Raw genomic sequence first — 15,687 nt, forward strand, 5'->3', positions numbered from 1 at the left:
GGAGTGAGACTGAAGGCGTGATTCTCGCCACGCCTGATAGGGGTATCGCTCAGATGAGCACCCCGTCTGATAGGACACCTCTCCAAGGCGTGGCACTCAGTGCCATCGTTGTCGAGGTCATGTGATCAAGGAATTCGATACGGACCGTGTCCGTCGCCGCCTGAATCGATCACGGCTCGCGGTCATGCGTTCGGGAAGTAAAGGAACATCCGGCCGCCCCAATACCGTGAGATCACTTTCAATCGCACGGCGGATGGGTGGTTACGGCCATGTGACGTGGTGGTGGACGTACTGCGAGGCCTTCGAGATGGGTACGCTCCCCGCCAGTCAGGGCAACCGGTCGCGAGGAGAGCAGTCCCGTGTCGGAACGAAACGAAAACCAGAAGTTCGTCTACGACTTCACTGAGGGCAACAAAGACCTCAAGGACCTGCTCGGCGGCAAGGGTGCGAACCTCGCCGAGATGACCAACCTCGGCCTGCCCGTCCCTCCGGGCTTCACCATCACCACCGAGGCGTGCAAGGTCTACCTGGAGTCCGGCGCCGAGCCGTCGGCGCTGCGTGACGAGGTGAGTGCGCACCTCGACGCGCTTGAGCAGCACATGGGCAAGAAGCTCGGCCAGCCGGACGACCCGCTGCTGGTGTCCGTACGCTCCGGAGCGAAGTTCTCCATGCCGGGCATGATGGACACGGTCCTCAACATCGGCCTGTCCGACGCGTCCGTCGCCGGGCTCGCCGCGCAGGCAGGCGACGACCGCTTCGCGTGGGACTCGTACCGCCGCCTGATCCAGATGTTCGGCAAGACCGTGCTGGGCGTGGACGGCGAGCTGTTCGAGGAGGCGCTGGAAGAGGCCAAGCGGGCCAAGGGCGCGGACAGCGACCTCGGCCTGGGCGCCGACGACCTGCAGAGCCTGGTCGAGGAGTTCAAGGGTATCGTCGCCAAGGAGGCCGGCCGCGAGTTCCCGCAGGAGCCGCGCGAGCAGATGGACCTCGCCGTGCGCGCGGTCTTCGACTCGTGGAACACCGACCGTGCCAAGCTCTACCGCCGCCAGGAGCGCATCCCGCACGACCTCGGCACCGCGGTCAACGTCTGTTCCATGGTCTTCGGCAATCTCGGTCCCGACTCCGGCACCGGCGTCGCCTTCACCCGCGACCCGGCCAGCGGTCACCAGGGCGTCTACGGCGACTACCTACAGAACGCGCAGGGCGAGGACGTCGTCGCCGGCATCCGCAACACGGTGCCGCTCGCGGACCTGGAGGGCCTGGACAAGGCCTCGTACGACCAGCTCATGCAGATCATGGAGACCCTTGAGACGCACTACAAGGACCTGTGCGACATCGAGTTCACCATCGAGCGCGGCAAGCTGTGGATGCTCCAGACGCGGGTCGGCAAGCGGACGGCGGCCGCCGCCTTCCGTATCGCCACGCAGCTGGTCGACCAGGGCCTGATCGACGAGGCGGAGGCCCTGCAGCGGGTCAACGGCGCGCAGCTCGCGCAGCTGATGTTCCCGCGCTTCTCGGAGGACGCGAAGAGTGAGCGCATCGGCTGGGGCATCGCCGCCTCGCCGGGCGCGGCGGTCGGCAAGGCCGTCTTCGACTCGTACACCGCCGTGAAGTGGTCCCGGTCCGGCGAGAAGGTCATCCTGATCCGCCGCGAGACCAACCCCGACGACCTCGACGGCATGATCGCCTCCGAGGGCATCCTCACCTCGCGCGGCGGCAAGACCTCGCACGCCGCCGTCGTCGCCCGCGGCATGGGCAAGACCTGCGTCTGCGGCGCCGAGGAGCTCGAGGTCGACACCAAGCGCCGCCGGATGACCGCCCCCGGCGGGCTCGTGGTGGAGGAAGGCGACATCGTCTCCGTCGACGGCTCCACCGGCAAGGTCTACCTCGGCGAGGTGCCAGTCATCCCCTCGCCGGTCGTCGAGTACTTCGAGGGCCGTATGCACGCCGGCGCCGACGACGCCGACGAGCTGGTCGCCGCCGTGCACCGGATCATGGCGTACGCGGACCGAGTACGCCGGCTCCGAGTACGCGCCAACGCCGACAACGCCGAGGATGCCTCGCGGGCCCGCCGCTTCGGCGCCCAGGGCATCGGTCTGTGCCGCACCGAGCACATGTTCCTCGGCGAACGCCGCGAGCTGGTCGAGCGGCTGATCCTCGCCGACACCGACGCCGAGCGCGACGAGGCACTCAGTGCCCTGCTCCCGCTCCAGAGGGCCGACTTCATCGAGCTCTTCGAGGCAATGGACGGCCTCCCGGTCACGGTGCGGCTGCTGGACCCGCCGCTGCACGAGTTCCTGCCGGACATCACCGAACTCTCGGTGCGGGTGGCGCTCGCCGAGTCCCGCCGGGACTCCAACGAGAACGACCTGCGGCTCCTGCAGGCCGTCCACAAACTCCACGAGCAGAACCCCATGCTCGGCCTGCGCGGTGTCCGCCTCGGCCTCGTCATCCCGGGCCTGTTCTCCATGCAGGTCCGCGCCATCGCCGAAGCTGCCGCCCACCGCAAGAATGCCAAGGGCGACCCGCGTCCCGAGATCATGATCCCGCTCGTCGGCACCGTCCAGGAGCTCGAGATCGTCCGCGACGAGGCCGAGAAGGTCATCGCCGAGGTCCAGGCCACCACCGGAACGGACCTCAAGCTCACCCTCGGCACCATGATCGAACTGCCCCGCGCCGCCCTGACGGCAGGCCAGATCGCCGAGGCCGCCGAGTTCTTCTCCTTCGGCACCAACGACCTCACCCAGACGGTGTGGGGCTTCTCCCGGGACGACGTCGAGGCCTCCTTCTTCACCGCCTACCTCGAAAAGGGCATCTTCGGCGTCTCCCCCTTCGAAACCATCGACCGCGACGGCGTCGGCGCCCTCGTCCGCTCCGCCGCCGAAGCCGGCCGCGCCACCCGCCCCGACCTCAAACTCGGCGTCTGCGGCGAGCACGGCGGCGACCCCGAGTCCGTCCACTTCTTCCATGAGGTCGGCCTCGACTACGTCTCCTGCTCCCCCTTCCGCATCCCCGTCGCCCGACTCGAGGCGGGGCGCGCGGCCGCCCTCAGCAAGACCACCAACGACAGTCGGTAGGCCCGTAGGGCCCGTCGGCCCGTAAAGACCATCTCCGCACCCTCACCGGGGGCGGCGCCTTGTGCGGAGGCGCCGCCCCCGTCCTTTTGTCATGGAAAAGCCACAGCTCGGCGCCTCACCGGTCAGGCCGCCACACTGATCCGATGCGAACCAAGCTGATCACCACGGCGGCCGTCGGCCTCCTCGCCCTCACGGCCTGCGGAGGCACCCCAGGCCTTCGTCAGCTGCCCGGGCCTCGACAACTCCTGACCGCACCATGAGGCTCGACATCCCAGGGCTAGAGCCCCGCGTACGTGACGCCGGTCAGGTGTTCGGAGGCGGCCCAGAGGAGTTGGGCGGCGCGGTCATCGCGGGTCCAGGGGGCGCGCCAGGAGGGGGCGGGGGAGCCGCGCCAGCCTTGGAGGCGGGGGCCGGTGAAGGAGTCGGGGGCGACGGAGGGGGCGGTGGCAGCGTAGAGGGTGGGGAGGGCGCCGGCGTCGGCGGACTGGGCGATGACGCGGTTGGCCAGGGTTGCGACGCGCTCGGCGACGTGGCGGCCTTCCATGCGTACGCCGGCGGTCTGGAGGTTCGTGGCGGCGTAGCCGGGGTGCGCGGCGGCGGCGACGGTGTCGGAGCCGGCGGCGGCCAGGCGGCGCGCCAACTCGTGGATGAAGAGCAGGTTCGCGCTCTTGGAGCGGCCGTACGCGACCCAACGGCGGTAACGGCGCTCGCTGTTGAGGTCATCGAGGTCGACGTTGGACAGGGCGTGCATGCCGCTGGAGAGGCTCACCACGCGTGAGCCGGGGGTGGCGAGCAGCTGCGGCAGGAGCAGCCCGGTCAGAGCGAAGTGGCCGAGGTGGTTGACGCCGAACTGGGTCTCGAAGCCGTCGGCCGTGGTGCTGTGGGGGAGGGCCATGACGCCGGCGTTGTTGATCAGGAGGTCGAGCCGCTCGTCGTCGTAGTTCTTGGCGAAGCCGCGTACGGTCGACAGGTCACCCAGATCGAGGTGGCGGTAGCCCGCCCGGGCGGACGGCACCTCGTGCTGGAGCCGCCGCACGGCCTCCTGGCCGCGCTGCTCGCTGCGGCAGGCCAGCAGTACGCGGGCACCGTGGCGGGCCAGTTCGCGGGCGGTGACGTATCCGATGCCGCTGTTGGAGCCGGTGACGACGGCGGTGCGGCCGGTCTGGTCGGGGATGTCGTTCGCGTTCCAGGCCATTCGGGTCTCTCTCCTCGTTCGCGTACGAGCCGTGTCCCCCCGGTGTCGTTGTCCCGCTCGGTCAGGGTAGTTCAGTCGTCGATTCCGGTGCGCTCCACGCCCGCGACGATGAAGCGCTGCAGGGTGAGGAAGACCAGCAGCAGCGGAAGAACCGACACCGCCGCCGCCACGAAGAGCTCGTGCAGATTGACGGTCTGCGCGGTGGTGAAGGTCGGCAGCGCGACCTGCACGGTCCAGGCCTCGCGGTTCTGGCCGATGACCAGCGGCCAGAGGAAGGAATTCCACGACCCGATGAAGACGATCGTGTCGACGGCCGCGAAGACCGGCCGCGAGGTGGGGACGACGATCCGCCAGTACGTACGCCAGTAGCCGAGCCCGTCCACCCGCGCGGCGTCCGGCGGCGCAGCTTGCCGAGGGTCCTGGCGGCCTGCGGGTCGTCGAAGCCGACCCTTCCGTCGTCGGCGACCAGGTGGAGGCCGGCGGCCTGGAGCGGGGTGCCGCCGAGGACGCCGGCGCCGCCGTCGTTGCCGAGGACAGGCCCTTGACGTCCTTGGTGGTGAGCGCCCTCGCGGCGTCGACGAGTTCGTCGAGGTGCCACTGGACGGTGACCTTCGCCTTAGGCGGCGGCGTACCACTTCACGGCCTGCTCGGTGCCGGCCTCTCCGTACTGGTGGTACTGCTGGAGGGCCGCGCCCTGCGAGCCGGAACTGCCGTCGCCACGGCCGGTGTTGGACCCCCAGGCGGCCAGGGCCGCCGACAGTGCGACGCTGCCGCCGCTCGCGATGAGCTGCCCGCGGCTCACCGTCATGTCGAGGTCCCCCCGGTGCAGGTCGCCGTGTCGCCCTGTTACGGCTCAACGACCAACAGTGGCGGAGGTTTGCGAAAACCGTATTGCGGGGGCATGAAAGCACCCCGGGACCCCCGTTGGGCCGGTCCCGGGGCATCCCAGCGGTGGCGCCCGGTGGCGCCCCTGTTGCGGCCGGATCAGGTCAGGTACGCGGCCGGTCGTCTCCTGAGCCGAACTGGTCGTTCAGCTTCTGCTGCGTCGTGTCGGTCTGGCCGCTGTACTTGTTCTGGGTCTTCGCGTCGAACGCGTCACCGGCCTTTTCCACGCCCTGGCGGGCCTGGTCCGGGTGACCCTTGAGGATGTCCTTGATCTTGTCCAGCATGGACATGAAAGTCCTCCTTGCCGTGAAATGGCACTGCTTTCAGGATCACCGCCCGGCACGCGATCCGCATCCGCAGGGCTCTGACCAGCGCTATTTCGCCCGCACCTCGCAGAGCAGTCGCCGCCGGTGGTCCACGGTGCGCTCCGCCCCGGTCAGCGTCAGCGACACGCGATGCCTTACGTCGCCGCTGGACGCGGCCAGACGCAGCTCCAGCGCGCCGGGCTCGACGATCCGATGCCCCTGGGCGAGCGTGTACGAGGCCAGGTCGGCGTGGAAGGTCAAGCGGACCTCCGCCGAGGCGCCGCCTGCGCCGCTGGATGGCGATATCTGAGCTGCCGGATTCATTCCATCGAGGGGATCAACCGGCTGTGATCGCTGCCACCAACCTCCGTGGACAGAACACCTAGCGCGCCCGCACCGCGAACGCCGCCACCGACACCTCGCCGTCGTCCAGGCACTCGCCGCTTGCCAGGTCGAAGCGCTGCTTCAGCAGCGGCGAGGCGACGTAGGCCCGGCCTCCCACCGAACCGAGCAGGCCGCGCGAGAGGACGTACGCGCCGGTGAAGGGGTCGCGGTTGTCGACCGCGTACAACCGACCGTGCCGGTCGGCGAACAGCGCGGCCTGGCGCCCGTCCGGGAGGAGGGCGGCGATGCCGCGGCCGGGCGTGAGACGGTCGCGGTCGCAGACGGCGAACCACTCGTCGTCCAGCAGTAGTTCGACGGTCATGACGCGGGGGTCCCTTCGAGGGTGCGGATGGGAAGGACCGGCCCGGCGAGCAGCTGGAGATCGGGCTTGACCTGGTCGCGCGCGGGGACGAACTTCACCGAGGGGTCGGGGACGTCGGGGGCGTTGACGAAGGAGACGAAACGGGCAAGCCGCTCGGGGTCGTTGACGGTGTCGGCCCATTCGTCGCGGTAGCCCGCGACATGGGCGGCCATCAGGGCCTCCAGCTCGTCACAGATGCCGAGGGAGTCGTGGACGACGACGTCCCGGATGTGGTCGAGGCCGCCCTCGATGCGCTCCAGCCAGACCGAGGTCCGCTCCAGGCGGTCGGCGGTGCGGATGTAGAACATCAGGAACCGGTCGATGAGCCCGACCAGTTCGGCGTCGCTCAGGTCCTGGGCCAGCAGGTCGGCGTGGCGCGGGGTGGCGCCGCCGTTGCCGCCGACGTAGAGGTTCCAGCCGCTGGCGGTGGCGATGACGCCGAAGTCCTTGCTCTGGGCCTCCGCGCACTCGCGGGCGCAGCCGGAGACGGCGGACTTGAGCTTGTGCGGGGACCGCAGGCCCCGGTAGCGCAGTTCCAGGTCGATGGCCATGCGGACGGAGTCCTGGACGCCGTAGCGGCACCACGTCCGTCCCACGCAGGACTTCACCGTGCGCAGCGACTTGCCGTACGCGTGGCCGGACTCGAAGCCCGCGTCGACCAACCGGGCCCAGATCATGGGCAGTTGATCCACTCGGGCGCCGAACATGTCGATCCGCTGGCCACCGGTGATCTTCGTGTAAAGACCGAAGTCCCTGGCCACCTCGCCGATGACGATGAGCTTTTCCGGCGTGATCTCGCCGCCGGGGATGCGCGGCACTATCGAGTACGAGCCGTTCTTCTGCAGGTTGGCCAGGAAGTGGTCGTTGGTGTCCTGCAGTGCCGCCTGCTCGCCGTCCAGTACGTGTCCGGGGGCGCCGATCGTCGGCGCGAGCGAGGCGATGATCGAGGCGACGGCCGGCTTGCAGATCTCGCAGCCGTCGCCACCCCGGGCGGACTCACGGCCGTGGCCGTCGAGGAGTTCGGCGTACGAGGCGATGCGCAGGGCGAGCACGATCTCGTACAGCGCCTGCCGGGTCTGGCCGAAGCAGCCGCACAGGCCCTTGTCGACCTCGACGCCGCTGGCTTCGAGCTCGGCGGTGACGAGCCGGCCCAGCACCTTGACGCAACTGCCGCACCCGGTGCCCGCCTTGGTGCACTTCTTGACCTCGGGGACGGTGGTGCACGAGTGCTCGGTGACGGCGGAGCGGATCGTGCCCTTGGTGACGTTGTGGCAGGAGCAGATCACCGCCTCGTCGGGCAGGGCGGACGGCCCGAGGGCGACCGGGGCGCCCGCGCCCGCCGGAAGGACCAGCTGCTCGGGGGAGACCGGCGGTACGGAGCCGGTGAACGCGCGCAGCGTGCCGTACTGCTCGGCGTCGCCGACCAGGACGCCGCCGAGCAGGACACCGTCGGGGGAGACGACCAGCTTCTTGTAGACCCCGGCGCGGGAGTCGGAGTAGACGACGTCGAGGCAGCCCTCCGCCGTGCCGTGGGCGTCGCCGAAGGAGGCGACGTCGACGCCGAGCAGCTTGAGCTTGGTGGACAGGTCGGCGCCCGTGAACGAAGTGGCGGCCTCCCCGGCGATCGCGGTGGCCACCGTCTCGGCCATCTCGTAGCCGGGCGCCACCAGGCCGTACACCCGGCCGTCGGAGGCGAGCGCGCACTCACCGATCGCGTATACGGCCTCGTCGCCGGTCCGGCACTGCTCGTCGACCACGATGCCGCCGCGCTCGCCCACCGGCAGCCCGCACTCGCGGGCCAGCTGGTCCCGGGGGCGTACGCCCGCCGAGAAGACGACGAGGTCGACGTCGAGCGCTGAGCCGTCCGACAGCTTCATGGTGCTCACCGAGCCGTCCTCGGTGGCCGTGATCTCCTGCGTCCCCACGCCCGTGTGGACGGTCACCCCCATGCCCTCGATGGTCCGGCGCAGCGCCTCACCGCCGCCCTCGTCGACCTGCACCGGCATCAGGCGCGGCGCGAACTCCACGACGTGCGTCGCCAGGCCCAGTCCCTTGAGCGCGCCCGCCGCCTCCAGCCCGAGCAGCCCGCCGCCGACGACCGCGCCGGTGCGCGAGGTCATGGCGTACTCCTCGATGGCGAGGAGGTCCTCGATGGTGCGGTAGACGAAGCAGCCCGTGGCGTCGTTCCCCGGGACCGGCGGTACGAAGGGGTACGAGCCGGTGGCCAGGACGAGCGTGTCGTACGCGACCGTGAGCCCTGAGCGGGCCGTGACGGTGCGGGCCGCGCGGTCCAGAGCGACGGCCGGGTCACCGACGTGCAGCTCGATGCCGTGCCTCGCCATGAAGCCGTCCTCGACCATGGACAGGTCGGCCGGCGTCCTGCCGCTGAAGTACGAGGTGAGCTGGACCCGGTTATAGGCGGGGCGCGGCTCCTCGCAGAACACCACGACCCGGGAGGTCTTCGTGACGCCCCGGTCGGCCAGCGCCTCCAGGAAACGCTGGCCGACCATCCCGTGGCCGACCAGCACGATCGTAGGCGTGGTCATGATCAAGAGCCTCCGTTGTCGGTGAGCAGATGGAGTGGCGAGGCACGGTCGGGCAGCGGCTCGTCGCCCTCCCACGCGCGGGCCAGCTCACCGACCGTGGCGAGCTCGCCGAGCAGAATCCCGCCGACCAGGCGGTCGCCACGAGTGACGACCTTCCGGTACGTGCCTCGGGTCGCGTCCGCGAGCCGCAGCACGTCGTCCCCGGGCATGGCCGTGGTCTCGCCGAAGGCGGCGATGTCCATGGCCTGCGGGCCGTTCAGGGTGAGCCGGGTGAGGGCGCGGGTGCCGCGGTAGTTACGGCCGTTCCGGGTGAGGACACGGGCGAGCGCATCGGCCTGTTCGGTGGCCGCGCCCGCGAGGCCGTAGACGACGCCGTCGTGCTGCGAGCAGTCGCCGATGGCGTGAACGTACGGATCGGATGTGCGCAGTTCGTCGTCCACGACGATGCCCTTGGCGACGTCCAGCCCGGCCGACTGCGCGAGGCCCACCCTTGGGCGTACCCCGCAGGCCAGCACTACCAGCTCGGCGTCGAGTCGGTAGCCGTCGGCCAGTTCGACGGACCGTACGGGTCGTCCGGCGCCCGTGGCGTGGTGCAGGCCGCGCACCCGGCACTCCGTGTGGACCTCGACGCCCAGCGATGCGAGGTGGGCGCGCAGCAGCTGGCCTGCGGCCTGATCGAGGTGACGTTCCATCAGGTGTTCCCCCTGCTGGGCCAGCACCACCTGCGCCCCGCGCGCCGCCAGCGCCCGCGCCGCCGACACCCCCAGCAGCCCCCCGCCGACCACGACTGCCCTGGCCCCCGCCCGCACGGCCCCCGACAGCGCCAGGCAGTCCTCCATCGTCCGGAAGGCGTGCACCCCGCCCGGCAACTCCCCGCGCCCCTCGGCGAACAGCCCTCGCAACGGCGGCAGCACCGCATTCGACCCCGTCGCCAGCACCAGCCGGTCATACGGCACGACGGTGCCGTCGTCGCACACCACCACCCGCTCCGCCCGGTCCACCCGCACCGCCCGCACCCCGCGCCGTACGGCGCCCCTTGCGGCGTCCGGGAGCCTGATCACGTCGGCCTGATACCGCCCGGCCAGCACCTCCGCCAGCAACACCCGGTTGTACGGCGCGTACGGCTCCTCGCCCACCACGGTGACCTCGACCCCGCCGCACGGCGCGAGCTGCCCCGTGAGCCGCGCCCCCGCCATTCCGGCACCGACCACCACGATCCTCATGCCCACGAGCCTGCGGCGTGGCTGTTACCCCGTCGCATCCCCGCCGTTTCCCCCACGGAACAGTGCCCTCAGCGCGGGGCTGGGCGGGCTGTGAGCATGCGGGCGGTGCCGCCTGCGCCGGGCGCGTTCGGCTCTTCCTTGGGTCGGGGGCGTGTCGGGGCGGGTCCTATGAGACAGCGCTGCGGTCGATTCGCGGCCGGCGCCGCGTGGTCGCCCGCCCTGTTCCTCGCCAGCTCGGAACCGGGCGTTCTGCGTCGCCTCAGCATCTCTACGGACCCACCCCGCCCCACCCCCTCCCCGCCGTAGGCGGCTGCCGGTCCGTGGGGGTTGTTCCCGTGTGGTTCGAGCGCTGAGGTGGGGGCACCCCCGGACGAAGTCTGGGGGAGGTAGCGCGGCGGCACCGGCCAACCGACCAACAGAACCCGCAATTGGCCCAGCAAGTGCGCCCCGTATTGGCTCTCGCACCCAGGCCATTGCCGCCCTTACGGTCGTCGCATGTCCTTGAAGCGGATCCTCCCAGCGGCCGGCCCGGCACGGGTCCTCGCGCTTGCGCAGCTCACCAACTCGATCGGGGACGGCGCGTATTACGTGTGCTCCGCGCTCTACTTCACGCGGGTCGTCGGGCTGTCGGCGCCGCAGATCGGGCTGGGGCTGACGCTGGCGTGGGCGGTGGGGTCGGTGGCGGGGGTGCCGTTGGGGCATGTGGCTGATCGGCGGGGGGCGAGGGGGACAGCGGTGGTGTTGGCGGTGGCGACGGGGGTGTCGGTGGGGGCGTTCTTGTTCATACGGTCGTTCGGGCCGTTCGTGGTGGCGGCGTGCTGCTATGCGACGAGCCAGTGCGGCCTGGCGGCTACCCGGCAGGCGCTGTTGGCGGGGCTGGTGGAGAAGGCCGAGCGGACCGGGGTGCTGGCGTATCTCCAGTCGACGCTCAACGCAGGGCTGGCGGTGGGCGCCGCGCTCGGCGGGGTGGCGCTGCGGTACGACTCGCGGGCGGCGTATTTGGCGGTGTTCGCGATGGACGCGGTGAGCTTCCTCGCCTGCGCCCAGTTGCTGCGGCGGCTGCCGGCCGTGGCGGCGGCGGTGGAGGAGACGGCGGCGGGGGAGCCGAGGCTCGCGGTGTTGCGGGACCGGCCGTACGCCGTGGTCACGTTGCTCAACACCGTGCTGCTGTTGCGGATGCCGTTGCTCAGCCTGGCGATCCCGCTCTGGACGGTGCAGCGCACGTCCGCGCCGAGTTGGACGGTATCCGCGCTGCTGTTGCTCAACACGGTGGCCGTCATGCTCTTCCAGGTGCGCGCCGCCCGCCGGGTGACCGGCCTCGAGACGGCCGCCCGGACGGTGCGGTGGTCGGGCGCGGTGCTGCTGGCGTCGTGTGTGGTTTTCGCCATGTCCGGTGCGGGGATGTCCGGTTGGGCCGCCGGGGCGGTGCTGCTGGCCGGGGCGTCGCTTCAGGTGGTGGGCGAGATGATGCAGTCCGCCGGTTCCTGGCAGCTCGCTTTCGACCTGGCGCCGGACGACAAGCAGGGCCAGTACCAGGGCTTCTTCGGCACCGGTGTCGCCGTCGCCCGTACTCTCGGCCCGCTGTTGCTCACTGCGCTGGTAGTGACCTGGGGGGTGCCGGGCTGGCTGCTGCTGGGCGGGCTTTTCCTGGTGGCGGGAGTGGCGATGGGCCCGGCCGCCCGCTGGGCGGAACGCAGTTCTACGCCTGCGCTCGTTCCACTCGCACCGCGCACACCTTGAACTCCGGCATACGCGAGGCCGGGTCGAGGGCCGGATTTGTCAGCGTGTTGGCCCGGCCCTCGCCCGGCCAGTGAAAGGGCATGAAGACCGTGTCCGGCCGGATCCCCCGGCTCACCCGCGCCGGAGCCACCGCCCGTCCGCGCCGCGACGTCACGGCGACCGGCTCGCCGTCCGCCACGCCGAGCCGGTCCGCGAGCTGAGGGTGCAGTTGTACGAAGGGCCCGGGCGCGGCGGCGTTCAGTTCCGCCACGCGCCGGGTCTGGGCCCCGGACTGGTACTGGGCCAGCACCCGGCCCGTCGTCAGGTACAGCGGATACTCCGCGTCCGGCTCCTCCGCCGAGGGCCGGTGCATCACCGGTACGAACCGGGCCCTCCCGTCCGGCGTCGCGAACCGGTCGAGGAAGAGCCGGGGCGTACCGGGATGGCTGTCGGCCGGACAGGGCCAGAACACCCCCTCCTCCTCCGCGATCCGCCGGTAGGTGATGCCGGAGTAGTCCGCCGGACCGCCCGCCGAGGCACGGCGCAGCTCGTCGAAGACCTCCTCCGGGTTCGTGGCGAAGCCTTTCTCCCAACCCAGGTGCGCGGCAAGGACGTTGAGGACGTACAGGTCGCTGCGTACGCCGTCCGGCGGATCGATCGCCTTCCTGCGCAGCAGCACCCGCCCCTCCAGATTGGTCACCGTCCCCGTCTCCTCGGCCCACTGGGTGACCGGGAGCACCACGTCCGCCATCGCCGCTGTCTCCGACAGGACGACATCGCACACCGCCAGGAAGTCCAGCGCCGCGATCCGCTCGGTGATGTGGGCCGCGCGCGGCGCCGAGACCACCGGGTTGGAGCCCATCAGCAGCAGCCCCTTCACGTCCCGCCCCAGCGCGTCGAGCAACTCGTACGCGCTCCGCCCCGGCCCCGGCAGGTCATCCGGGTCCACGCCCCACACGCCCGCGACGTGTGCCCGTGCCGCCGGGTCGTCCAGCTTGCGGTACCCCGGCAACTGGTCGGCCTTCTGGCCGTGTTCGCGGCCGCCCTGGCCGTTGCCCTGGCCGGTGAGGCAGCCGTAGCCGGACCGGGGGCGCCCGGCGCGGCCGGTGGCCAGGCAGAGGTTGATCCAGGCGCCCACGGTGTCGGTGCCCTTGGCCTGCTGCTCGGGGCCGCGCGCGGTCAGCACCATGCCCTCCGGGGTGCCGCAGAAGAGCCGCACCGCCTCCCGCAGCGCGGGCACCGGCACCCCTGTGATCCGCTCGACCAGCTCGGGCCAGTGCGCCATCGCCGCCGCGCGGGCCTCAGGCCAGCCGTGCGTACGCTCCTCGACGAACGCCTCGTCGACCAGGCCCTCGGCCACGACCAGGTGCAGCAGGCCGAGCGCCAGCGCCAAATCCGTCCCCGGCCTCGGCTGCAGATGCAGGTCCGCCTGCTCGGCGGTCCTGGTCCGGCGCGGGTCGACGACGATCAGCTTGCCGCCGTTCGCCTTCAACTCGGTGAGGTAGCGCAGCGCGGGCGGCATCGTGTCGGCCAGGTTGGACCCGACCAGGATCACGCAGCCCGTACGGGCGATGTCCGCCACCGGAAAGGGCAGTCCCCGGTCCAGCCCGAAGGCCCGCTGGTGCGCGGCGGCCGCCGAGGACATGCAGAAGCGGCCGTTGTAGTCGATCTGCGAGGTCTTCAGCACGACCCGCGCGAACTTCCCCAGCGCGTAGGCCTTCTCGTTCGTCAGCCCGCCCCCGCCGAACACCCCCACCGCGTCCGCCCCATGCCCCGCCCGCACCCGTACGAGCCCCTCCGCCACCCGGTCCAGCGCCGCACCCCACGACGCCGGTTCCAGCTCCCCGGTGGCCCCACTCCGCACCAGCGGCCCCGTCAGCCGCACCCCCTCCGCCAACAACACCCCCGGCGCGGTTCGCCCCTTCCCGCACAGGGCGCCCTTGTTCACCGGGAAGTCCCGCTCCACGACCTCCACCGTGCCCCCGGCGGTGGGCCTGAGCCCCATGCCGCACTGCAGCGCGCAGTAGGGGCAATGCGTGTCAACGGTGCTGGTCGCGGTCATGCGGCCAGCTTGCTTCGGCTGTGTTTCGCCCGTTACGCCGACGGGTTACGCCACCGGCACGGGGCCCTCAGCGGGCGGCCGACCCGGCGGTGAGGCCCAGCGCCTTGGCGACCCCCGTCTCACGCGGGCCCAGGAACTGCGGGTCCGGGGTGAACGCCGCGTCGAAGGCCGCCTTGCCCGCGCCGGCGATCTCGCGGGCGCCGCCGTAGTACCAGGTGAGGTCGTGGTTCTCGTCCACGCCGACGCCGTATGCGTCGATGCCGGCGGCGGCGCACAGCGCGAGCGCCCGCCGGATGTGGAAGGCCTGGCTGACGAGCAGGGCCCGGTCGACGCCGAAGATGCGTTTGGCGCGGCTGCACGAGTCCCAGGTGTCGAAGCCCGCGTAGTCCAGCACGACACGGGACCCGGGTACACCGTGCTGGCGAAGGTAACTCCGCATCGCGCCGGGCTCGTTGTAATCCGTACGGCTGTTGTCACCGGTCACCAGGATGACGCGTACCTTGCCCGACTCGTACAACTTTGCCGCCGCGTCCAGTCGGTGCGCCAGGTACGGGGACGGCTCGCCGTTCCACAGTCCCGCCCCGAAGACGACCGCCACCGGCGCGGCCGGCGCGTCGGCCACCGTACGGATGCGGTCGGCCGCCGAGGCCTGCAGCCAGGTCGCGGGAAGCAGCGCCAGAACGCAGCCCAGCATGACGGCCTGGAGCAGGCGCCGACGGTCCCGTCTTTCGCGCGGCAACCGCATATGCGGCAGGTGCAAGCGCGACGGCAAGCGCCTGCGCAACCGCAGTCGTGGCCTCATCGATTCACCTCATCTTTGAATCTATGATGATCAACCCCCCGCTCGACTCGACGCGCAGGCCTCCGATGCGGTTGCATTTCCGTCGTGCTCGACCACGACCACTCCCAGTTGCCCTTCTTCGTCTACGGCACGCTCCGCCAAGGCGGGGCCAATCACGCCGGGCTGCTTCGCGGCCGTACGAAGGTCGTGACCGCCGCCGTACTCTCCGGTGCGGTCCTCTACGACGGCCCCGGCTTCCCGTATGCCGTCAACGCCCCCGAAGGCCGAGTCCAGGGCGAACTCGTCTTCCCACTGCCTGAGTTCTATTCCGCTGTACTCGCCGACCTCGACCAGTTGGAGGAGTACGTGCCGGGCGCGCCCGACAACCTCTTCGAGCGCGTCGCCCGAGGCACCCGTACCGAGGACGGCGAACCCCTCCTCGCCTGGGTCTATCTCGCCGCTCCGCTGGAGGAACAGCGGCTGCTCGCCTCCGGCCGCATCATCCCCAGCGGCGACTGGCATCGGCGGTAGTACCGACGGCAGATCTCACATCGGCCGCCGGGCGGTGTGAAATGGCGGAAACCTCCCGTCATTTCGGTGCAACGGCTCGGCAACCCCGGCTCGCCACACTCTCTGCATGACGGCACTGGAGTTTTCCGGACCGGAACCCTTCGACAGTACGGCGCAGCTCATGACCCAGATCACGGCCCAGCCCAGCAGCCAGCTCACCGGAGTCACGCTGCATCGCCGAGGCGAGATCCGTCGTGAGACCTCCACGTCTCCCACGCTGGTGGCCGTGGCGCACGGCAGCCGTGATCCGGAGGCGCTGCGCACCGCGCAGGCGCTGCTGGACCGGATCCGGGCCGTGCGCCCCGGCCTGCCCGTGCGCCTGGGGCACATCGAGTTGAACGAGCCCCGGCTGGGTGACACGCTGGCGGGCCTGCGCGGTGATGTGGTCCTGGTCCCGCTGCTGCTGAGCCGGGGGTATCACGTCAAGCAGGACATCCCGCAGGCCCTGGCCGGGGCCCCGCATCTGCGCGGCGTCGTCGCCGGCCCGCTCGGGCCGCACCCGCTGCTCGCCGAGGCGCTGCACGGCCGCCTCGCCGAGGCAGGCTGGCGTGCGGGCGCGGCCCGGTCGGGCGTGGTGCT

General features: G+C 71.1%; 11 protein-coding genes and 3 pseudogenes. 4 read left to right on the plus strand and 10 right to left on the minus strand.

Features of this window, described 5'->3' with window-relative positions:
* Nucleotides 1–359: 359 nt before the first annotated feature.
* Entirely contained in the window at nucleotides 360–3,077 is a 2,718-nt protein-coding gene (gene ppdK, locus EFK10_RS07270) for a pyruvate, phosphate dikinase (protein ID WP_127354923.1), read from the plus strand.
* Nucleotides 3,078–3,354: 277 nt separating this feature from the next.
* Here the strand turns inward: ppdK and EFK10_RS07275 are convergent, their stop codons facing one another.
* The 8 genes and pseudogenes from EFK10_RS07275 to EFK10_RS07310 form a co-directional block, all read right to left on the minus strand.
* Nucleotides 3,355–4,272, minus strand: coding sequence for an oxidoreductase (locus EFK10_RS07275; RefSeq protein ID WP_127354924.1), 918 nt, complete (start codon nucleotides 4,270–4,272; stop codon nucleotides 3,355–3,357).
* Nucleotides 4,273–4,343: 71 nt separating this feature from the next.
* Nucleotides 4,344–4,667, minus strand: a pseudogene (locus EFK10_RS07280) (ABC transporter permease subunit); the annotation flags it as partial.
* 2 nt (nucleotides 4,668–4,669) lie between these two features.
* Nucleotides 4,670–5,080 (minus strand): annotated as a pseudogene (locus EFK10_RS07285) (hypothetical protein); the annotation flags it as partial.
* 181 nt (nucleotides 5,081–5,261) lie between these two features.
* Nucleotides 5,262–5,447, minus strand: coding sequence for an antitoxin (locus EFK10_RS07290; protein ID WP_127354925.1), 186 nt, complete (start codon nucleotides 5,445–5,447; stop codon nucleotides 5,262–5,264).
* 84 nt (nucleotides 5,448–5,531) lie between these two features.
* A pseudogene (locus EFK10_RS07295) lies at nucleotides 5,532–5,744 on the minus strand (hypothetical protein); the annotation flags it as partial.
* Between the two features lie 100 nt (nucleotides 5,745–5,844).
* A complete protein-coding gene (nirD, locus tag EFK10_RS07300) occupies nucleotides 5,845–6,168 on the minus strand; it encodes a nitrite reductase small subunit NirD (protein ID WP_127354926.1) in 324 nt (107 codons plus the stop codon).
* On the minus strand, nucleotides 6,165–8,753 hold the full coding sequence (gene nirB, locus EFK10_RS07305; protein ID WP_127354927.1) for a nitrite reductase large subunit NirB: 2,589 nt from the start codon (nucleotides 8,751–8,753) through the stop codon (nucleotides 6,165–6,167). Before nirB ends, nirD begins: the two co-directional genes overlap by 4 nt.
* Before the next feature lie 2 nt (nucleotides 8,754–8,755).
* Entirely contained in the window at nucleotides 8,756–9,976 is a 1,221-nt protein-coding gene (locus EFK10_RS07310) for an NAD(P)/FAD-dependent oxidoreductase (RefSeq protein WP_127354928.1), read from the minus strand.
* A 495-nt stretch (nucleotides 9,977–10,471) separates the two neighbouring features.
* Between EFK10_RS07310 and EFK10_RS07315 the strand changes: the two genes are divergently transcribed.
* Complete coding sequence (locus tag EFK10_RS07315; protein ID WP_206305342.1) at nucleotides 10,472–11,716, plus strand: MFS transporter; 1,245 nt, start codon at nucleotides 10,472–10,474, stop codon at nucleotides 11,714–11,716.
* Here EFK10_RS07315 and EFK10_RS07320 read toward each other — a convergent pair.
* Together EFK10_RS07320 and EFK10_RS07325 are read right to left on the minus strand one after the other, a co-directional pair.
* Nucleotides 11,676–13,757, minus strand: coding sequence for a molybdopterin oxidoreductase family protein (locus tag EFK10_RS07320; protein ID WP_127354929.1), 2,082 nt, complete (start codon nucleotides 13,755–13,757; stop codon nucleotides 11,676–11,678). The two genes, EFK10_RS07315 and EFK10_RS07320, sit on opposite strands and share 41 nt — an antisense overlap.
* Before the next feature lie 67 nt (nucleotides 13,758–13,824).
* A complete protein-coding gene (locus EFK10_RS07325; protein ID WP_127354933.1) occupies nucleotides 13,825–14,502 on the minus strand; it encodes a SanA/YdcF family protein in 678 nt (225 codons plus the stop codon).
* Between the two features lie 141 nt (nucleotides 14,503–14,643).
* On the opposite strand from EFK10_RS07325, the gene EFK10_RS07330 reads away from it, so the two are divergent.
* Nucleotides 14,644–15,069, plus strand: coding sequence for a gamma-glutamylcyclotransferase family protein (locus EFK10_RS07330; RefSeq protein ID WP_127354930.1), 426 nt, complete (start codon nucleotides 14,644–14,646; stop codon nucleotides 15,067–15,069).
* A 106-nt stretch (nucleotides 15,070–15,175) separates the two neighbouring features.
* The coding region (locus tag EFK10_RS07335) for a sirohydrochlorin chelatase (protein WP_240677050.1) at nucleotides 15,176–15,687 on the plus strand (512 nt) is incomplete at its 3' end.

Source organism: Streptomyces soli (genome assembly GCF_003999195.1).
GTDB classification, from domain to species: Bacteria; Actinomycetota; Actinomycetes; order Streptomycetales; family Streptomycetaceae; genus Actinacidiphila; species Actinacidiphila soli.